This is a genomic window from Streptomyces vinaceus (genome assembly GCF_008704935.1).
GTDB classification, from domain to species: domain Bacteria; phylum Actinomycetota; class Actinomycetes; order Streptomycetales; family Streptomycetaceae; genus Streptomyces; species Streptomyces vinaceus.
Genome location: NZ_CP023692.1, coordinates 6,279,509 through 6,301,709 on the forward strand (window position 1 = coordinate 6,279,509; position 22,201 = coordinate 6,301,709).

Annotated in this window: 5 protein-coding genes; all 5 read left to right on the top strand. The window is 70.9% G+C overall.

Going from position 1 to position 22,201, the window contains the following annotated elements; genetic code table 11:
* Positions 1-16 precede the first annotated feature (16 nt).
* The 5 genes from CP980_RS28395 to ccrA all read left to right on the top strand — a co-directional run bounded on the left by CP980_RS28395 (position 17) and on the right by ccrA (position 22,169).
* Entirely contained in the window at positions 17-721 is a 705-nt protein-coding gene (locus CP980_RS28395; RefSeq protein ID WP_229907484.1) for a thioesterase II family protein, read from the top strand.
* A complete protein-coding gene (locus CP980_RS28400) occupies positions 718-1,515 on the top strand; it encodes an enoyl-CoA hydratase/isomerase family protein (RefSeq protein WP_150529347.1) in 798 nt (265 codons plus the stop codon). The genes CP980_RS28395 and CP980_RS28400 overlap by 4 nt, the downstream gene beginning before the upstream one ends.
* 140 nt (positions 1,516-1,655) lie before the next feature.
* Entirely contained in the window at positions 1,656-2,600 is a 945-nt protein-coding gene (locus CP980_RS28405; protein ID WP_150529348.1) for a TauD/TfdA family dioxygenase, read from the top strand.
* Between the two features lie 67 nt (positions 2,601-2,667).
* Positions 2,668-20,907 (top strand): non-ribosomal peptide synthase/polyketide synthase, encoded by an 18,240-nt coding sequence (locus CP980_RS28410; protein WP_150529349.1) that lies wholly within the window; start codon positions 2,668-2,670, stop codon positions 20,905-20,907.
* Complete coding sequence (ccrA, locus tag CP980_RS28415) at positions 20,904-22,169, top strand: crotonyl-CoA carboxylase/reductase (protein ID WP_150529350.1); 1,266 nt, start codon at positions 20,904-20,906, stop codon at positions 22,167-22,169. The genes CP980_RS28410 and ccrA overlap by 4 nt, the downstream gene beginning before the upstream one ends.
* Positions 22,170-22,201 lie beyond the last annotated feature (32 nt).

Below are 22,201 nucleotides of genomic sequence, written 5' to 3' on the forward strand. Positions count from 1 at the left end.
ACCCCGGCTGCGCCTGATGTGTTTCGCCCACGCCGGTGGATCGGCCGCCGCGTTCCGCGCCTGGGCTGGGCTGCTCCCGCACGACGTGGAACTGCTCGCGGTGCAGTACCCCGGCCGGCAGGACCGGATCGGCGAACCGTGCATGGACTCCATGGAGCCCATGGCCGTCGCCATCGCCGGGGCTCTCCTGCCGTTCCTGGACCGGCCCGTGGCGTTCTTCGGCCACAGCCTCGGCGCCGCAGTCGCCTACGAGGTGGCGCTGCGCCTGGAGCAAGCGCACGGCACGGGACTCGCCCATCTGTTCGTCTCCGGCTGCTCGGCCCCCTCGCGGCCCCGGCCGTCCAAGGAGCTGCACCTGCTGGACGATGACGGCCTGTTGGAGGCACTGGGCGCCCTGGGCGGCATGGACAGGGAAGTGCTGGCCGACCACGACCTGAGGTCCTTGGTCCTTCCGGCGCTGCGGGCCGACGTCCGGATCGCCGAGACCTACCGGGCTACCCCCGGCAGCCGGACCGGCGCTCCCGTCACCGCCTACCACGGCGACACCGACGCCAGTGTCGGAGAGACGGACGTACTGGCCTGGTCCGAGCACACCGCCGCGGACTTCGCCGCCATCCCTTTCGCGGGAGGCCATTTCTATCTGAACGACCGGGCACCGGAACTCGTGGCCGACGTGGTCGCCCGGCTGGACCACGTCGGACGCCCGGGGCAGGCGGCATGAGCGGCCCGACGGTCCTCGCGGAGCACCGCGGACCCGGCGTCATGATCGTGACGCTCAACCGCCCGCACCGCAAGAACGCACTGACCGACGGCATGCTGGAGGAACTGGAGGCTTTGTGTCGCCAGTTGGCGCAGGACGACTCCGTCAGGGCACTCGTACTGACAGGCGCCGACGGGTCCTTCTGCGCCGGGTTCGACCTGGACGGCATGGAGGGCATGACATCCCTGCCTCCGCTTCGACTGCAACGTCGAGTGGAGCGGCAGGCCGCGGCGGTCAGCGCCCTGTACGAGCTGCCGCAAGCGGTGATCGCCGCCGTCGACGGCCCGTGCGTCGGCGCGGGCCTGTCGCTGGCTCTCGCCGCCGACATCCGGGTCGCCGCCTCGCGAGCCCGGTGCCGCGCGGCATTCGTGCGGGTCGGGCTCTCCGGGGGTGACTTGGGCGCCTCCTGGCTGCTGCCCCGGATCGTCGGCCTCGGTCCCGCCCTGGACCTGCTGCTCAGCGGCCGGACCGTCGACGCGGACGAGGCGTTCTCCCTGAAGTTGGTCAACCGTGTGGTGCCCTGCGACGCGCTCGTGGCCGAGGCGCTCGCCCTGGCCGCGGACATCGCGGCCAACAGCCCGATCGCCGTCGCCGTCACCAAGTCCGTCGTACACGCCAACGCCGGTGCCTCGTCCCTGGCCGAAGCCCTCAAACGAGAGTCGGCCTCACAGGTCATCACCGCGAAATCGGCGGACGTGGAAGAAGCGATGGCCGCCTTCCGTGAGGGGCGCCCACCCCGGTTCACCGAACGCTGAGACCGGCCGCACAGCCCGCCAACCATGCCCGGACCAGGGGCAGTTTTCGCCGTACAGGCCGCGTCCAGCCCCCTTGGGCCGAGCCTGCCTAGCATCGGCAACGGCTCAATGATCAAGATCGAAGCTCGGAGGAAAGCGCGTTGAACACTGCTGAGAACTGGCGGCCGCTGGAGCTCACCCCCTCGGGCACCGGTGCCGATGCGACCCCTGCCGGGCTCGTGGAGTACATCGGACAGGCCGGCCTCGCCGAACTGCTCGTGCGGGAGAAGGCGCTGGTCTTCCGAGGCTTCGGAGTCTCCTCCGGGAGCTACGACACGGTTGCCGACGCCCTGCTGCCGCAGCGCCTGGCCTACGTCCACGGCAACTCCCCACGGACCAAGGTCGCCGCTGTCGGGAAGAACGTCTACACCTCCACTGAGTACGCGCCCGAGTACCAGATCTCCCTGCACAACGAGATGTCGTACGCTCACCAGTGGCCCGGACGCCTTCTGTTCTACTGCGACCGGGCCCCGTCCACCGGCGGCGCCACCCCGGTCGTCGACGGGCAGCTCTGGCTGGAATCCATCGACCCCGCCATCCGGGAGGCCTTCGCCGGCGGCGTCCGCTACACCCAGAACCTGCACGGCGGCCACGGCTTGGGCAAGAGCTGGCAGGACACGTTCGAGACCGAGGACCGGGCCCAGGTGGAGGCCTTCCTCGCCGGCGCCGGCGCCGACTGGAAGTGGAAGTCCGACGGCACCTTGTGGATCACCCAGGTCGGCCCCGGGACCCTGCGACACCCGGTCAGCGGTACCGAGGTGTGGTTCAACCAGGCCGACCAGTTCCACGTCGCCGGCCTGGGCGAGGACGCAGCCCTGCTGATGGAGCTGATGTCCGAGGACGAGATGCCGCAGGCGGCGTCGTACGCGGACGGCACCCCGATCCCCGCCGAGCACATCATCCACATCCAGGAGGCCGGGCTCCGGCACGCAGTTGACGTGAACTGGAACGCCGGAGACCTGCTCCTCATCGACAACATCCTGGTCGGTCACGGTCGCCGCCCCTACACCGGGAACCGGCGCGTACTGGTCGCGATGTCCGACTAGTTCACCGCCCGTTGTTGGACGAGGTCGGGACAAGACCGACGAGCCCGAAGCCGACTGAGGAAAGAACATGACCACGAGTGACCGCCCCCGCAACCTCCGTACCGGGCTCGAAGACGTCCTGCCGCTTTCGCCGCTGCAGGAGGGTCTGCTCTTCCACGCCCACTACGACGGCCACGAGCGCGACGTCTACACGGTCCAGCTCGGCATCGACCTCACTGGCCCGCTCGACGCCGGCCGGCTCCAGGCGGCGGTCCACGGCCTGCTCCGACGCCACCCGCAGCTGCGCGCAGGATTCCGGATGACCGCCTCGGGCAAGTCCGTGCAGTTCATTCCCCGGCAGGCGGACCCCGCATGGCAGGAGTCCGACCTCACGGCCCTGGAGCCCGCCGACCGCGACGCGGAACTCGACCGGATCGCCGAGCGTGAGCGCCGGGGCGGCTTCGACCTCGCCAGGCCCCCGCTGATCCGCCTGACCCTCGTTCGGCTGGAGCAGGAACTGCACCGGCTCATCCTGACCAACCACCACATCCTCATGGACGGCTGGTCGGGCCCGCTGGTCCTGCGGGAGCTCCTCGCCCTGTACGAGCACGGCGCCGACAGTGCGGTGCTGCCGCGCGCCACTCCTTACCGGGCCTTCCTCACCTGGCTGGCCAGGCAGGACCGGCGCGTTTCGCTGGAGGCGTGGCGGCAGGCACTCGACGGGCTGGACGAGCCCACCCGGGTCGCGCCGGCAGGCGGCCCCGACGACGTCGCGGCACCCGCCGAGCAGATCGCGCTGGACGTCCCGGACGACCTGAGCGAGGCCCTTCGCCGGCAGGCCCGTGCCCACGGCACCACCATCAGCACCGTCCTCCAGGCGGCCTGGGCGATGCTGCTGAGCAAGCTCACCGGCCGCGAGGACGTCGCCTTCGGCTCCACAGTCTCGGTCCGCCCGCCCGAGATCCCCGGCGTCGAGAGCATGATCGGCCTGTTCATCAACACCATTCCGGTGCGGGTCCGGCTGCGGGCGCAGGAAACACTCGTCTCGCTGCTGACCCGGGTGCGCGACGAGCAGACCGCGCTGATGGACCACCAGTACCTCGGCCTCGCCGACATCCAGAGCCTCGTCGGTATCGGTGAACTCTTCGACACCTCGGTCGTCTACGAGAACTACCCCGTCGACCGCGAAACCCTCGGCACGGCGGTCCGCGGTGTCCGTGTCACCGGCGCCGAAGGCCGGGACGCCACGCACTACGCGCTCGGCCTCATCGCCGCTTCCTACGGAGACCGACTGGAACTGCGGCTCGAACACCGCCCGGACCTCTTCGACCGGGCTGCCGCCGACACCGTCCTGGCCCGCTACCGCCGGATCCTCGAAGCCTTCGCCGCCTCCCCCGAGCTCCCCTCGGGGCGGGTGGACGCCCTCGGCGACGCCGAGCGCCGGATGCTCCTCGAAACCTTCAACGACACCGGCCAGGGAGCCACGGATGCCACCGTGGTCGGCATCCTCCAGGAGCAGGCCGACCGCACCCCCGACCGCACCGCCGTCGTCTTCGCCGGCGCCGCCGTCAGCTTCGCCGAGTTCAACGCCGAGACCAACAGGCTGGCCCACCACCTGCTCGCCCAGCACATCAGCGCCGAGGACGTGGTCGCCCTCGCCCTGCCGCGCTCGACGCAGGCCCTCGCCGCCCTGTTCGCCGTACTGAAGACCGGCGCCGCCTACCTGCCGCTCGACCCCGACGACCCCGCGGACCGCGTCGCCACCCTCCTCGACGACGCCCGGCCCGTCCTGGTGCTCACGACACGGGAGCGCGCCGCCACGCTGCCCCGCACCGCCGTTCCCACCATCACCCTGAACGATCCGGCCGTCATGCGGGACCTGGCGCAGCGCCCCGCCACGAACCCGGTGGACGCCGACCGGGCATGCCCACTGCTCCCCGAGCACATGGCCTACGTGCACTACACCTCGGGCTCCACCGGCAAGCCCAAGGGAGTGGCCGTGCCTCACCGCGGGCTCGCGAGCCTCTTCGCCAGCCATCTGGCCCAGGTGTACGTCCCGGCGACCGAGGCGCTGGGCACGGAGTGCGTCCGTGTCGCGCACACCGCCGCGATGTCCTCCGACGCGCTCTGGCCGCCCCTGCTGTGGATGCTCGCCGGGCACGAACTGCACCTCGTCGAGGACGTGGTACGCCGGGACGCCGAGGCGCTCGTCGGCTACGTCACCGGCCACGGCATCGACGTCGTCGACGTCACCCCCTCCTACGGCCGACTCCTGCTCGCCCAGGACCTGCTGAACGACGCCGCGGAGACAGGCGGCACCACCCCGGCCGCAGTCATGGTCGGCGGCGAAGCCGTTCCCCCGTCCCTCTGGGAGCAGTTGCGGGCCTCGGCACCGCTGAGCCACAACTTCTACGGGCCGACCGAGACCACGGTGGACTCCGTCGTGGCATCCGTCAACGACAGCGAGCAGCCGGTCATCGGACGCCCCGTCGGGGACACGCGGGTGTATGTCCTGGATGGTGGGTTGCGGCCGGTGCCGGTGGGGACGCCGGGTGAGTTGTTCATCGCGGGTTCTGGTGTGGCGCGCGGGTATGTGGGTCGTCCGGATCTGACGGCGGAGCGGTTCGTGGCGGATCCGTTCGGTGGTCGTGGTGGCCGGATGTACCGGACGGGTGATGTGGTGCGGTGGCGTGCGGATGGGAACCTTGAGTTCCTGGGGCGTGCCGACGACCAGGTGAAGATCCGCGGCTATCGCATCGAGCCGGGCGAGATCGAGTCGGCGGTGTGCAGGATCGGCGATCTCGCACAGGCCGCCGTCATCGTCCACGAGGACGAGGCCACCGGCGCCCCGCGCCTGGCCGCCTACGTCGTGCCGCGCCCCGGACAGCGGACCGACGTGCACGCCCTCCGGCGTGCGGCCGCCGCGGAACTGCCGAGCCACATGGTCCCGACCGCGATGGTGGTGCTGGACGTGCTGCCGTTGTCGGTGAACGGCAAGGTCGATCGTGCTGCGCTGCCGGTGCCGGAGTTCGGTGTGGGTGGGGTGGGTCGTGGTCCGCGTAGTCCGCAGGAGGAGATCTTGTGCGGGCTGTTTGCGGAGGTGCTGGGTGTTGGGCGGGTCGGTATCGATGACGGGTTCTTCGAGCTGGGTGGTCATTCGCTGTCGGCGACGCGTCTGGTGAGCCGGGTGCGTTCGGTGTTGGGTGTGGAGTTGCCGGTGCGGGCGCTGTTCGAGGCGCCTACGGTGGCGGGTCTGTCGGTGTGGGTGCGGGAGTCGGGTGCGGTGGCGCGGGCGCCGCTTGCGCCGGTGGCCCGTCCCGAGGTGCTGCCTTTGTCTTTCGCTCAGCGCCGGCTGTGGTTCCTCAACCGGCTGGAGCACGGCGAGGCCCGGTACAACATGACGTTGTCCCTGCGGCTTTCGGGGGTGTTGGACCGTGCTGCGCTGGGTGTCGCTCTGCAGGACGTGATGGGCCGTCATGAGAGTCTGCGGACGGTGTTTCCCGAGGTGGACGGGGTGCCGCAGCAGGTGGTGCTGGACGCTGCGTCGGTCTCGTCGGAATTCGATGTGGTCGAGGTCGACGAGGCCGGCCTGGCCGATGCGCTCACGGGCGTGACGGTGGCCGACTTCGACCTGACCTCGGAAATCCCGTTGCGGGCACGGTTGTTCGCGCTGGGGGCGGATGAGCATGTGCTGGCGGTGGTGATGCATCACATTGCTGGTGACGGCTGGTCGGTGGGTCCGTTGGCGCGTGATCTGGCGGCGGCGTACGCGGCGCGGTGCGAGGGCGAGGCGCCGGTGTGGTCGGCGCTGCCCGTGCAGTACGCGGACTATGCGCTGTGGCAGCGGGAAGTCCTTGGCAGTGAGGATGATCCGGAGAGCGCGGTCTCGCGGCAGCTCGCGTTCTGGAAGAGCAGCCTTGAAGGCCTCCCGGAAGAGATCTCCCTACCCGTCGACCGGCCCAGGGACGAGCTGCAGAGCGCACAGCCCGGCCGCGTCATCCGGTTCACCCTCGACCCCGAGCTCCACCGGGCCATGACGGCCCTCGCCCGCACCCGTGGCGCCACCATCTTCATGGTGCTCCAGGCCGGACTCGCCGGTCTGCTGAGCCGGCTGGGCGCAGGCACCGACATCCCGATCGGCGCTCCGATCGCGGGCCGCACCGACGACGCGCTCGACGACCTGGTCGGGTTCTTCGTGAACACCCTTGTCCTGCGGACCGACACCAGCGGCGACCCCTCCTTCCGTGAGCTGCTCGGACGGGTGCGCGCCGCGGATCTGGCGGCGTACGAGAACCAGGACCTGCCGTTCGAGCGGCTGGTGGAGGTCCTCAACCCGGCCCGGTCATTGACCCGCCACCCGCTGTTCCAAGTCTGGTTGGCCCTGGACAACACCCCCGACGGGACCCTGAACCTCCCCGGGCTGAGCATCGCGATCGAGCCGACCGCCGACACGCTCTCGAAGTTCGACCTTCTCCTCAGCCTGCGTGAGCGCCACGACGCTGACGGCGTACCCGCCGGTATCGAAGGCATCGCGCGGTACAACGCCGGCCTCTTCGACCACACCACCGTGGAATCGGCTCTGAAACGTCTGGCGCGTCTGCTGCGGGCCTCCGTCACCGACCCCGGCACCCCGATCAGCCGGGCGGACCTGCTCTCCGCCGAGGAGCGCGATCTGCTTCTGCGCGAGTGGAACGACACGGACCGCCCGGCTCCGGCAGAGCTGCTGCCCCGCATGTTCGAGGTGCAGGCCGCTCTCACCCCCGAGGCCCCCGCGGTATCGTACGACGACACCGTCCTGACCTACGCCGACCTGGAAACCCGCGCCAACCGGCTCGCGCACCACCTGATCGGGCTCGGCGCGGGCCCCGAGCAGGTCGTGGCCGTCGCCCTGCCGCGCTCCCCGGAACTCATGGTGGCCCTGCTCGCCGTCGCGAAGACCGGGGCCGCCTACCTGCCGCTCGACACGGAGTACCCGGCCGAGCGCCTCACCCTCATGCAGGCCGACACCGCACCGCGGGTTCTCGTCACGACCAAGGACGCACCGGCCGGGCCGGCCGCACCGGGAACCATCACGCTGGTGATCGACGCCCCTGAAGTCGCCGCCCACGTGGAGCGGCAGCCGGCGACTCCTCCCTCGGACGCCGAACGCGTGCAGCCTCTGCACCCGCGTAACGCGGCCTACGTGATCTATACCTCCGGGTCCACGGGTACCCCGAAGGGCGTCATGGTCGAGCACGGAGCGCTCGCCGACTATCTGGCGGGCGCACGTGCCGGATACCCGAGCACCCGCGGCGCAGCCCTGCTGCACTCCTCCGTCTCGTTCGACATGACGGTCACCGCCCTCTACGTCCCGCTGATCTCCGGCGGATGCGTGGTCATCGGCTCCCTCCGGGACGCCGACACTGGGCGGGCGCCGCAGACCGGGCCGTACACCTTCCTGAAGGCCACCCCCAGCCATCTGTCGTTGCTCATGGAGCTGCCCGCGGAGTACGCCCCGACGAGCGAACTGCTCCTGGCCGGCGAGCCCGTCAATGCCGCCGCCCTCGAAGCCTGGCGGCGCCGCCACCCGGAAGTCGCCGTGCGCAATGTCTACGGCCCGACCGAAACCACCGTCAGCGCCACCGAGTACGTGCTTGCTCCCGGGCAGCCGTTCGACGAGCACAACCTGCCGATCGGACGCCCCCTGGAGAACATGCGGGTGTATGTCCTGGATGGTGGGTTGCGGCCGGTGCCGGTGGGGACGCCGGGTGAGTTGTTCATCGCGGGTTCTGGTGTGGCGCGCGGGTATGTGGGTCGTCCGGGTCTGACGGCGGAGCGGTTCGTGGCGGATCCGTTCGGTGGTCGTGGTGGCCGGATGTACCGGACGGGTGATGTGGTGCGGTGGCGTGCGGATGGGAACCTTGAGTTCCTGGGGCGTGCCGACGACCAGGTGAAGATCCGCGGCTATCGCATCGAGCCGGGCGAGATCGAGTCGGCGCTGCTGTCCTGCCCGGGTGTCGCCCAGGCCGTCGCGGTGGTCCGTGAGGACCGGCCCGGAGACCGGCGGCTCGTCTCCTATGTCACCGGAGACGCGGGCGCCAAGGCCCTGCACGGCCAACGCGTGCGGGCGTCCGCGGCCACCCTCCTGCCGGAGTTCATGGTGCCGGCGGTGGTGGTGGTGCTGGACGTGCTGCCGTTGTCGGTGAACGGCAAGGTCGATCGTGCTGCGCTGCCGGTGCCGGAGTTCGGTGTGGGTGGGGTGGGTCGTGGTCCGCGTAGTCCGCAGGAGGAGATCTTGTGCGGGCTGTTTGCGGAGGTGCTGGGTGTTGGGCGGGTCGGTATCGATGACGGGTTCTTCGAGCTGGGTGGTCATTCGCTGTCGGCGACGCGTCTGGTGAGCCGGGTGCGTTCGGTGTTGGGTGTGGAGTTGCCGGTGCGGGCGCTGTTCGAGGCGCCTACGGTGGCGGGTCTGTCGGTGTGGGTGCGGGAGTCGGGTGCGGTGGCGCGGGCGCCGCTTGCGCCGGTGGCCCGTCCCGAGGTGCTGCCTTTGTCTTTCGCTCAGCGCCGGCTGTGGTTCCTCAACCGGCTGGACGGTCTGAACCCCGCCTACCACGTGCCTCTGGTGGTGCGCATGTCCGGTGTGCTGGACCGGGATGCGCTGCGGCGTGCACTGGATGACGTGGTGGGGCGCCACGAGAGTCTGCGGACGGTGTTTCCCGAGGTGGACGGGGTGCCGCAGCAGGTGGTCCTGGATGCCGCCTCGGTCTCCCTCGGCTTCGAGGCCGTCGATGTCGACGAGGTGGGTCTGGCTGCCGCTTTGGCGGACGTGACGTCGGCCGGGTTCGATCTCCGTGTCGATGTGCCGTTGCGGGCACGGTTGTTCGCGCTGGGGGCGGATGAGCATGTGCTGGCGGTGGTGATGCATCACATTGCTGGTGACGGCTGGTCGGTGGGTCCGTTGGCGCGTGATCTGGCGGCGGCGTACGCGGCGCGGTGCGAGGGCGAGGCGCCGGTGTGGTCGGCGCTGCCCGTGCAGTACGCGGACTATGCGCTGTGGCAGCGGGAAGTCCTTGGCAGTGAGGATGATCCGGAGAGCGCGGTCTCGCGGCAGCTCGCGTTCTGGAAGAGCAGCCTTGAAGGCCTCCCCGAGGAGATCTCCCTACCGGTGGACCGGGTGCGGCCGCTGGAGCCGAGTCACCGTGGTGGTTCGGTGCCGCTGGCGCTGGGTGCCGGGAGTCATCGTGCGCTGCGTGCGTTGGCCCGTGAGGGCGGGGCGAGCATGTTCATGGTGGTGCAGGCGGCTGTGGCGGGACTGCTGAGCCGGCTGGGGTCGGGTACCGACATTCCGATCGGTGCTCCGATCGCGGGCCGCACCGATGACGCGCTGGAGGACCTGGTCGGGTTCTTCGTGAACACCCTTGTCCTGCGGACCGACACCAGCGGGGATCCTTCCTTCCGTGAGTTGGTGGGCCGGGTGCGCGCCGCGGATCTGGCGGCGTACGAGAACCAGGACCTGCCGTTCGAGCGGCTGGTGGAGGTCCTCAACCCAGCCCGGTCGCTGGCCCGCAATCCGCTGTTCCAGGTGATGGTGGCGTTGCAGAACCTGGACCGGCCGGTGGCGGAGTTCGCGGGTCTGCGGGTGCGTGGTGCGGATGCCGGCGGGGTGACCGCCAAGTTCGATCTCTCGTTCCACATGGCGGAGCGTTTCGGTGCGGACGGCAGTGCTGCGGGCATCGAGGGGGTTGTCGAGTACTCCGAGGACCTGTTCGACCGGTCCACGGTGGAGTCGCTGGCGGCCCGGCTGATACGGCTGTTCGAAGCGGCGGTCGCCGATCCGGACCGGTCGCTGACCGGGCTGGACATCCTCACGCCCGCCGAACGCCACCAGCTCCTCACCACCTGGAACGACACCGACGCCCCGGCCGAGTTCGAGGATGTCGTCGGACGGATCCGCACGGTCGCCGAGCGCATGCCCGACACCGTCGGAATCACCGACGACCACGCCACCCTCACCTACCGGGAACTGCTGGCCCGGGCGGACGCGGTCGCCCGCTGGCTGCGGTCCCGAGGAGCCGGAGCGGAGACGCGGGTCGCACTCCTGGCCGAGGCCGGCATCGATGCCGTCGTCGCCTTCCTCGGTGTCCTGGCAGCCGGAGCCACGTACGTACCGCTCGACCCCCGTTCACCCGCCGCCCGCCTGTCGGAACTGCTCTCCGACGCCGGCGTCCGCTGGATCCTGGCCGACCGCGGCGAAGGAGCGACGGCCCGGGAGCTCGCCGCCGGCACGGGCGGCGCGGTCGAGGCTGTCCTCGTGGAGGACGCGCAGGCGGACCGGCCGGAGTCGGAGCCCCCGCGCCGGCCGCACCGGGAGGACCTCGCCTACGTGATCTACACCTCCGGTTCCACCGGCCGGCCCAAGGGCGCCATGGTGCACCGCGCGGGCATGACCAACCACCTCCTCGCCAAGATCGAGGACCTCGGGCTCACGCACGAGGACTCCCTCGTCCAGAACGCCCCGCTCACCTTCGACGTCTCCGTCTGGCAGATGCTCGCGCCCCTGGTCGTCGGCGGCCGCGTCCGCGCCGTCGGCTCCGGCACGGCTGCCGACCCCGCGGCACTCTTCGCGATGGTCGACAGCGAGGACATCTCCGTCCTGGAGGTCGTCCCCTCGCTGCTGCGGGCGACGCTGGACCAGTGGGACGACGGGCTTCCCGTGCCCGGCCTGCGGAACCTGCGGCACCTGGTGGCCACCGGTGAGGACCTGCCGGCCGACCTCTGCCGACGCTGGTTCGAGCGCTTCCCGCACATCCCGATCACCAATGCCTACGGTCCGGCCGAGTGCTCCGACGACGTCGCGCACGCCGTGATCACCTCTGCTCCCCTCCGGGATGGACGGCCGGTCCCGATCGGATCGCCAGTCCGCAACACCCGGCTCCATGTGCTGGGCAACGGGCTGGAGCTCTTGCCGGTCGGCGTCGAGGGCGACCTCTACGTGGGCGGCGCCGGCGTCGGCCGCGGCTACCTCGGCGACCCGGCGAAGACGGCGGCCGCGTTCCCGCCGGACCCGTTCTCCGCAACCCCCGGCAGCCGCATGTACCGCACGGGAGACCGTGTCCGGCGCCGCGCGGACGGCCAGCTCGAGTTCCTCGGACGCCAGGACCACCAGGTCAAGATTCGCGGACGCCGTGTCGAACTCGGAGAGATCCAGGCCGCCCTGCGTACCGCCGCCGGTGTTTCCGATGCCGTGGTCGTGCTCGTCCCGGCTCCCGAGGGACAGCCGCAGCTCGTCGGCTACGTGGCGGGAACCGCAGATCCGCAGGCGGTACGCGCACGGGCCATGCGTCTCCTGCCGGAGTTCATGGTGCCGGCGGTGGTGGTGGTGCTGGACGTGCTGCCGTTGTCGGTGAACGGCAAGGTCGATCGTGCTGCGCTGCCGGTGCCGGAGTTCGGTGTGGGTGGGGTGGGTCGTGGTCCGCGTAGTCCGCAGGAGGAGATCTTGTGCGGGCTGTTTGCGGAGGTGCTGGGTGTTGGGCGGGTCGGTATCGATGACGGGTTCTTCGAGCTGGGTGGTCATTCGCTGTCGGCGACGCGTCTGGTGAGCCGGGTGCGTTCGGTGTTGGGTGTGGAGTTGCCGGTGCGGGCGCTGTTCGAGGCGCCTACGGTGGCGGGTCTGTCGGTGTGGGTGCGGGAGTCGGGTGCGGTGGCGCGGGCGCCGCTTGCGCCGGTGGCCCGTCCCGAGGTGCTGCCTTTGTCTTTCGCTCAGCGCCGGCTGTGGTTCCTCAACCGGCTGGAGCACGGCGAGGCCCGGTACAACATGACGTTGTCCCTGCGGCTTTCGGGGGTGTTGGACCGTGCTGCGCTGGGTGTCGCTCTGCAGGACGTGATGGGCCGTCATGAGAGTCTGCGGACGGTGTTTCCCGAGGTGGACGGGGTGCCGCAGCAGGTGGTGCTGGACGCTGCGTCGGTCTCGTCGGAATTCGATGTGGTCGAGGTCGACGAGGCCGGCCTGGCCGATGCGCTCACGGGCGTGACGGTGGCCGACTTCGACCTGACCTCGGAAATCCCGTTGCGGGCACGGTTGTTCGCGCTGGGGGCGGATGAGCATGTGCTGGCGGTGGTGATGCATCACATTGCTGGTGACGGCTGGTCGGTGGGTCCGTTGGCGCGTGATCTGGCGGCGGCGTACGCGGCGCGGTGCGAGGGCGAGGCGCCGGTGTGGTCGGCGCTGCCCGTGCAGTACGCGGACTATGCGCTGTGGCAGCGGGAAGTCCTTGGCAGTGAGGATGATCCGGAGAGCGCGGTCTCGCGGCAGCTCGCGTTCTGGAAGAGCAGCCTTGAAGGCCTCCCCGAGGAGATCTCCCTACCGGTGGACCGGGTGCGGCCGCTGGAGCCGAGTCACCGTGGTGGTTCGGTGCCGCTGGCGCTGGGTGCCGGGAGTCATCGTGCGCTGCGTGCGTTGGCCCGTGAGGGCGGGGCGAGCATGTTCATGGTGGTGCAGGCGGCTGTGGCGGGACTGCTGAGCCGGCTGGGGTCGGGTACCGACATTCCGATCGGTGCTCCGATCGCGGGCCGCACCGATGACGCGCTGGAGGACCTGGTCGGGTTCTTCGTGAACACCCTTGTCCTGCGGACCGACACCAGCGGGGATCCTTCCTTCCGTGAGTTGGTGGGCCGGGTGCGCGCCGCGGATCTGGCGGCGTACGAGAACCAGGACCTGCCGTTCGAGCGGCTGGTGGAGGTCCTCAACCCAGCCCGGTCGCTGGCCCGCAATCCGCTGTTCCAGGTGATGGTGGCGTTGCAGAACCTGGACCGGCCGGTGGCGGAGTTCGCGGGTCTGCGGGTGCGTGGTGCGGATGCCGGCGGGGTGACCGCCAAGTTCGATCTCTCGTTCCACATGGCGGAGCGTTTCGGTGCGGACGGCAGTGCTGCGGGCATCGAGGGGGTTGTCGAGTACTCCGAGGACCTGTTCGACCGGTCCACGGTGGAGTCGCTGGCGGCCCGGCTGATACGGCTGTTCGAAGCGGCGGTCGCCGATCCGGACCGGTCGCTGACCGGGCTGGACATCCTCACGCCCGCCGAACGCCACCAGCTCCTCACCACCTGGAACGACACCGACCAGGAGGTGTCCGCCGCCACCCTCCCCGTTCTCTTCGAAGCGCAGGCAGCCCGTAACCCGAAGCACCCGGCGGTCGTGTTCGGCGACACCGTACTGTCGTACGCCGACTTCAACGCCGCCGCCAACCGTCTCGCCCGGCTCCTGGCCGCCCGCGGTGCCGGTCCCGAGCGGATCGTCGCCCTCGCGCTGCCGCGGTCCGCGGACCTCGTGATCGCGATGTACGCCGTGGCGAAGACCGGCGCCGCCTACCTGCCCGTCGATCCGCAGCAGCCCGCGGCCCGTACCCTGGCCGTGCTCGACGAGGCCCGGGTGGTGCTCGCGGTCGCTGACCGGGGCTTCAGCGACACCCTGTCGGGCGAGGGCGCCACCCCGTGGCTCGTGCTCGACGACCAAGACGTACAGCGGGAGCTGGCCGAGCAGGCAGCGGCGGACCTGACGGACGAGGAGCGCACCACGCCCCTGCTGTCACAGCACCCGGCCTACGTCATCTACACCTCCGGCTCCACCGGTCGGCCGAAGGGCGTCGTGGTCTCGCACGAGGCCATCGTCAACCGGCTGCACTGGATGCAGGACACCTATCCGCAGGGCCCGCAGGACCGGGTCCTGCAGAAGACGCCGGCGGGCTTCGACGTCTCCGTCTGGGAGTTCTTCTGGCCGCTCCAGGTAGGCGCGACCCTCGTGGTCGCCAAGCCGGACGGACACCGGGACCCTGCCTACCTCGCCGGTCTCATCCAGGACCGGCAGATCACCACGGCGCACTTCGTGCCGTCCATGCTGAGCGCCTTCCTCTCGGAGGAGACCGCGAGACGGTGCGACAGTCTGCGCACGGTCTTCAGCAGCGGCGAGGCCCTCCCGCCGGAGACGGCCGAGGCGTTCCGTTCCCTCCTCGGTGCCCGGCTGCACAACCTCTACGGCCCCACGGAGACGGCGGTTGACGTCACGCGGTGGGAATACCGGGCCGAGCCGGGCACCACCCGCGTGCCCATCGGCGCACCGGTCCGCAACACCCGCGCTTACGTCCTCGACGACGGCCTGGGCCCGGTTCCCCTCGGAATCGCCGGTGAGCTGTACGTCGCGGGCACGCAGCTGGCGCGCGGGTATGTGGGTCGTCCGGGTCTGACGGCGGAGCGGTTCGTGGCGGATCCGTTCGGTGGTCGTGGTGGCCGGATGTACCGGACGGGTGATGTGGTGCGGTGGCGTGCGGATGGGAACCTTGAGTTCCTGGGGCGTGCCGACGACCAGGTGAAGATCCGCGGCTATCGCATCGAGCCGGGCGAGATCGAGTCGGCGCTGCTGTCCTGCCCGGGTGTCGCCCAGGCCGTCGCGGTGGTCCGTGAGGACCGGCCCGGAGACCGGCGGCTCGTCTCCTACGTCACCGCGGACACGGACGCCGCACTCGACGGCGAGCACCTGCGTACCACCGTTGCGGACGTGTTGCCCGACTACATGACGCCGGCCGCCGTCGTGGTCCTGACCGAGCTGCCCCTTACCGCCAACGGAAAGCTGGACCGGAAGTCGCTGCCCGCCCCGGAGCAGCGGGCCTCGGTCTCCCGCGCACCCAGCGGCCGCCGCGAAGAGGTGCTGTGCGCCTTGTTCGCCGAGGTCTTGGGCCTGCCCCGGGTGGGCGTCGACGACGGGTTCTTCGCACTCGGCGGCGACAGCATCGTAGCCATCCAGCTCGTGAGCAGGGCCCGCCGGGCAGGCGTGATCATCTCCCCGAGGGATGTCTTCCGCCACCAGACCGTCGCCCAGCTGGCCCTGTTCGCCACGGACGAGGAGGAGCTCGGCTGGGCGCACGAGGTGGAAGACCCAACCGACGCAGGCGGGCAGGCGTTCCCCACCCCGATCGCCGAGTGGCTGCGGGAGACCGGCGGACCGGTGTCCGGATTCAACCAGTCGACCCTGCTGGCGGTCCCCGCGGCATCCGGCGAGGACGTATGGCTGACCGCCCTGCGCGCGGTCGCGGACCGGCACGAAGTACTGCGTGCCCGACTGCACCGGTCCAGCGAGGACTGGCGCCTGGACATCGCACCCGCCGCCGCGTTCGACGTCCGGTCCTGGCTGCACCGGGTGGACATCACCTCCGTACCGCCGGCCGAACTGAACCAGGTCGTGCGCGCCGAGGCCGTCGCAGCCGTCGGCCGGTTGGACCCCGACGCGGGGACCATGACCCAGCTGGTGTGGTTCGACGCGGGAACCGCGTCCCCCGGCCGGCTGCTGTGGATCGTGCACCACCTGGCCGTGGACGTGGTGTCCTGGCAGATCCTGGTGCCGGACCTGCGGGCCGCGTTCGAAGCCGTATCGGCTGGCGAGCCGGCGCGGCTGGCCCCCGTGGGCACCTCCTTCCGGCGCTGGTCGCAGGAGTTGTACGAGGAGGCCCGCCGCAGCACGCGTACCGCGGAACTGGAGCGGTGGGCGGCGCGGCTCGCACCCGGCGAGCCGAGGCTCGGCGTCGCACCCGACCCCGCGCGTGACACGTACGACACGGCGCTCACCTTCACCCTGGAGCTTCCGGAAGAGGAGACCGCGCGGCTGCTGTCCGCCGTGCCGGTCGGCTTCCGCGCCGGCATCGACGAGGCGCTGCTCGCCACGCTCGCGCTGGCCGTCGCCGAATGGCGGGAACGTCGCGGCCATGGCCGGGGCACCGCCGTGCTGGTGGACGTCGAGGGGCACGGGCGGGAGGACGTCGTCCCCGGCGCGGACCTCTCGCGGACGGTCGGGTGGTTCACCAGCCTGTACCCGGTCCGCCTCGACCCGGCCGTCGACACCGCCGACGCATGGGCGGGCGGCCCCGCCGTCGGACAGGCACTGAAGCAGGTCAAGGAGCAACTGCGCGCCATGCCCGACCACGGCATAGGCTTCGGCCTGCTCCGGTACCTGAACCCCGGCACCGCGTCCGCGCTGGCCGGACTCGCCCGGCCCGCCATCGGCTTCAACTACCTGGGTGCCCGCGGTGCCGGGTCCGGCGGGGAATCCGTCTGGACCACGGCCGCGGACCTCCGGGTGGAAGTTCCCGCCCGGGACGCCAAGGCGCCGTTCGCGCACAGCCTGGAGATCAACGCCGCCACGCGGGCGACCTCTGACGGCGTGCGGCTGGGCGCCGCGCTGTCCTGGCCGCAGGCACTGTTCACCGCGGAAGAGATAGCCGACCTGGCTGACTTGTGGCTGAAGGCGCTCATCAGTCTGGCGGCGCACGCGGCCACCCCGACCGCCGGCGGCCTCACCCCGTCCGACCTCCCCCTCGTCGACCTCGGCCAGGCGGAGATCGACGCACTCGAGGCCGGCGAGCCGGGCGTGGAGGACGTCCTGCCGCTGTCCCCCCTCCAGGAGGGACTGCTGTTCCACTCTCTGTTCGCACAGGACGAGGACGACGTCTACGCGGTGCAGCTGTCCGCCGACGTGGAAGGGGCCTTCGACAGCGAGGCATTGCAGGCCGCCGCCCGTACGCTGCTGCGCCGCCACCCGAACCTCCGGGCCGGCTTCCGGCACCAGGCATCCGGCCGTGCCGTGCAGGTCGTACCGCGCCATGCCGAAGCGGAGTGGCACGAGCGGGACCTCACCGGCCTCCACGGCGAGGAAGCGCGCACGGAGCTGGAGGAGTTGCTGGAGGAGGAGCGCACCCGCAGGTTCGACCTCGCGGTGCCCCCGCTGCTGCGGTTCATGGTGATCCGTCTGGGCGAGGACCGCCACCGTGTGGTGATCACCCACCACCACATCCTCCTCGACGGCTGGTCCATGCCGTTGTTCCTGGCCGAGCTGCGCAAGCTGTACGAGCTGGCCGGCGACGACTCGACCCTGCCGCTCGTGACCCCGTACCGCTACTACCTGGAATGGCTGTCCGGCCGGGGACAGGAGGAGAGCCTTGAGGCATGGCGGAAGGAACTCGCCAGCCTCGACGAGCCGACCCGCCTGAGCGCCGCCGAACTGCGCCGGGTTCCGGTGATGCCGCAGTGGCTCAAGGCGGACCTTCCCGCCGGCCTGTACGGCGCCCTGCGGAAGCGGGCGGCGGAACACGGCGTGACGCTGAACAGCGTGGTCCAGCTGGCCTGGGCGGTCCTCCTTGGCAAGCTCACCGGCCGTGACGACGTCGTCTTCGGCACGACCGTCAGCGGCCGGCCGCCGGAGATCCCCGGCATCGAGTCGATGATCGGACTGTTCATCAACACCATCCCCGTACGGGTCCGGCTCGACCCCGCGGAGAGCTGGGCGCACGCACTGACCCGGGTGCAGGACGAGCAGGCCGCGATGACCGGCCACCACCACGTCGGCCTGCCGGAGATTCACAAACTGGTCGGTCTCGGAGAACTCTTCGACTCCATCGTGGTGTTCGAGAACTATCCGGTCGACGTCACCCGCAAGGACAACGCCGACGGCGCCCACACCGTGGGCTCCCTGGGCAAGGACGCCGGCCACTACCCGCTGACTCTGGTGGCCGCACTGACCGGCGACGGACTGAGGCTGCGTCTCAACCACCGCCCCGACGTGATCGAACCCGCTTTCGCGGAGCGCCTTCTCGGCTGGTTCCAGCAGGTACTGCACACGCTCGCCGATGATCCCCGTCGGCCGGTCGGCCGGGGGGAGCTGGCCGGGCCCGCCGAGCGCCGGCAGCTCCTCACCGCCTGGGGGACCGGCGCCGAGCACCACAGCTCGGACGATGACACGCTCGTCGAAGGCTTCGCGCGCAGGGTGGAACAGCAGCCAGGCGCGGTAGCCGTGCGCATCGGCACGCGGGAGGTGTCCTACGCGGAACTGGACGCCCTCGCGAACCGGGTGGCCCATGACCTGATCGCCGCCGGGGCCGACCCCGAGAGCAGGGTCGCGGTGCTGTTCGACCGCTCCCTCGACCTGCTGGCCGCTGCCCTCGGGACGCTCAAGGCGGGCGCGGCCTACGTGCCCCTGGACCCGGAGAGCCCCGCGGTTCGGTGGACGGCCGTGACCGGCCACAGCGGCGCCACCGTGCTGCTCACCGGGCCGGACCGCGCGGACCGTCTCCGGAGCCTGCCGGACCTTCCGGCCAAGGTGCTGGTCGTGGACACCGGACGCGGCGGCGATGCGCTGTCCGCGACGGCCCCCGTCGTGCCCGTGGCACCGGAGCAGCTCGCCTACATGATGTTCACTTCCGGCTCCACGGGAACCCCGAAGGGCGTCGCGGTGACTCACCGCAACGTCGTGAACCTCGTGGCCGACGCGGGATGGGACGAACCTGCCACGGAGCGGGTCCTGTTCCACTCGCTGCACGCCTGGGACGCGGCGACCATGGAGTGGTGGGTTCCGCTGCTCCGCGGCGGTTCCGTCGTCGTCGCACCCCCCGGCCGACTGGACCTCGCGCAGCTCCGTGAGCTGATTGTGCGCGAGCGGATCACCGGGCTGTGGCTGTCCGCCGGACTCTTCCGGCTGTTCGCGGAGGAGGACCCGGCATGCCTGGCGGGCGTCCGCGCGATCCGCACCGGCGGCGACGTGGTGTCCGCGACCGCGGTCCGCAGGGTGCTCGACGCCTGCCCGCGGACCCTGGTGATCAACGGCTACGGGCCCACGGAGACGACCGTGCTCACGGCCCGGCACCCGATGCGCAGCGGGGACCCGGTTCCCGACTCCGTGCCGATCGGACGGCCGTGGGGCGGATCCCGGCTGTACGTCCTCGACGGACAGCTGCGGCCGGCTCCGGCCGAGGTCACCGGCGAGTTGTACGTCGCCGGAGCCGGCGTGGCCCGCGGCTACCACGGCGACGCCTCGCACTCGGCCGTACGGTTCGTGGCCGACCCGTACGGACCCGCCGGAGCACGGATGTACCGCACCGGCGACCTGGTGAAGTGGCGGTCCGACGGCACGCTGGAGTTCATCGGCCGCAGCGACTCCCAGTTCAAGCTGCGGGGCTTCCGTATCGAACCCGCGGAGATCGAGACGGCGCTTGCCGCGCTGCCCGGAATCGGCACGGCCCTGGTCACCGTCCGCGAGGACAGGCCGGGCGGCCGGATGCTGGTGGCCTACGTCACGGCTCAGTCGGGAGCCACGGCCCCGGCACCCGAGAGGCTGTCGGCGGCGCTGGCACAGACTCTGCCGGCGCACATGCTGCCCTCGGCCTACGTGACGCTGGGCACCATCCCGCTGACGGCCGCCGGAAAGGTGGACAAGGCAGCCCTGCCTGCTCCCCGCCACGGGGACCCGGCAGGCGGGGAAGGCCGCGGACCCCGGTCCGAACGCGAAGCCCTGGTCTGCCGGATGTTCGCCGAGACACTCGGGGTGTCCCGGGTCGGCATCGACGACAACTTCTTCGAGCTGGGCGGGGACTCGCTCCTCGCCGCGTCCCTCCTGGCCCGCCTGCGGGACCGGATCGACTCCCGGCTCACCATCGCGATGCTCTTCGAGGCCCCCACGGTCGCACGGCTCCTGGACCGGGCCACGGGCCCGGACGTCGGTGACGGCCTCGGGATCGTCCTCCCGCTGCGTACCGGCGGTGACGAGCCGCCGCTGTTCTGCTTCCACGCCGGAGGCGGCCTCGGCTGGCGGTACACGGAGCTCCTGCACCACATCCCGGACGGGCGGCCGCTGTACGCACTGCAGGCACCGGCCTTCAGCCGGCCCGGTGAGCACGCCTCTTCCGTCGCCGAGCTGGCGGACCTGTACCTGCGGCACATCCGAACGGTGCAGCCGGAAGGGCCGTACCACCTGCTCGGCTGGTCCTTCGGCGGGCTCCTCGCCCACGCGGTGGCCGGCCTGATCAGGGCTGACGGCCAGGACGTGGCACTGCTCGCCGTGCTCGACTCCTACCCGGCCGGGAAACCCAGACCGGCGGAGCAGCCCGCGGAACACGATGTGCTGCACGCCCTGCTCGAAGCCGTGACCGGGGAACCGACCCGGACGGCAGCGGCCGACGGGGCGTCCGCCGGCGGTCCGCTCACCATCGAGACGGCCACCGCACTGCTGCGCCGGAGCGAACTGCCCGCGGCCCGGCTGGTGGAGCGCAACCTGGCCACCCTCGTCCAGACCTATCGGAACAACGTGGCGCTCCAGGGCGCGCACGCGCCGGCCTTCTACGACGGGGACATGCTCCTCTTCGTCGCCGCCGGCGAGGAGCACCCCGGCACCTGTGAGGACTGGAGGCCGTACATCGGCGGGACCGTCACGGTCCACTCTGTTCCCTGCGAGCACCGCGACATGCTGCGGCGGGAAGCCCTCAGGCAGATCGCTGCCCCACTCAACGCCGAACTGCGGCCGCGGCCGGCCCGCGCATGACCACCGAGGAGAACACGGTGAAGGAGCTGTACGAACCCGGGGAGATCCCTCCCCTGGGGCATGTCCCCAGCCACATGTATGCCGCTGTCATCCGCCCCGAGCGGTACGGACAGCCTTCTCAGGCCATGCAGGTGGAGACCGTACCGGTCCCCAAGGCGGGCCGCGGCCAGGTCGTGATCATGATGATGGCGGCCGGTGTGAACTACAATGGCGTGTGGGCGGGACTCGGCACACCGGCCGATGTCATCGCGGCCCGGCGCAAGCAGGGCGATCCGGACGACTTCCACATCGCGGGCTCCGAGGGGTCCGGGGTGATCTGGGCCGTGGGCGAGGGAGTCCGCCAGTACAAGGTGGGCGACCACGTCATCGTCGGCGGTGTCTGCTGGGACGAGTCGGCGCCCGACATCCGCCTCGGAGTCGACCCCATCGCCTCGCGCTCGCAGCGCGCCTGGGGGTACGAGCTGAACTACGGCTCCTTCGCCCAGTTCACGGTCGCCGACGAGTACCAGTGCCACCTCAAACCGGCACACCTGACCTGGGAGGAAGCCGGTTGCTTCCTCGCCGGGGGATCGACCTCGTACCGCCAGCTATGCGGCTGGGCGCCGAACGTGGTGCGCCCCGGTGATCCGGTGCTGATCTGGGGCGGCTCGGGCGGTCTCGGCTCCATGGCGATCCAGATCGTCAAGCACTTCGCGGGCAGGCCCATCGCCGTGGTCTCCGACGAGGCAAAGGCGGAGTACTGTCTCAAGCTCGGCGCCGAAGGCGTCATCAACCGCAGCGACTTCGCCCACTGGGGTCGGCTGCCGGACTCCGACGACACCGAGGCGTACGCGACCTGGCTGAAGGGCGCCCGCGCCTTCGGCCGCGCCTTCTGGGACGCGCTCGGGGAACGCCGCTCGCCCCGCATCGTCTTGGAACACCCGGGCGCGGACACGTTGCCGACCTCCGTCTACCTGTGCGACCACGCCGGAATGGTCGTGACCTGCGCGGGCACCAGCGGCTACAACGGCGACCTGGACCTCCGCTACCTGTGGATGTTCCAGAAGCGGCTTCAGGGTTCGCATGCCGCGAACGTCCAGGAGACGAAGGCGATCATCGACCTCGTCGGTTCGGGCCGGATCGATCCCTGCCTGAGCAGCACTCTCCCGTTCCGGGACATCGCCCACGCACACCAACTCGTCTACGAGAACCGCCACCCGGCCGGAAACATGGCCGTCTTCGTCAACGCGCCCGCCGCCGGCCTGACCGGCCTGCCGGCCTGACACGCGCGCATCCGCCATCCGCTCCCAAGAAG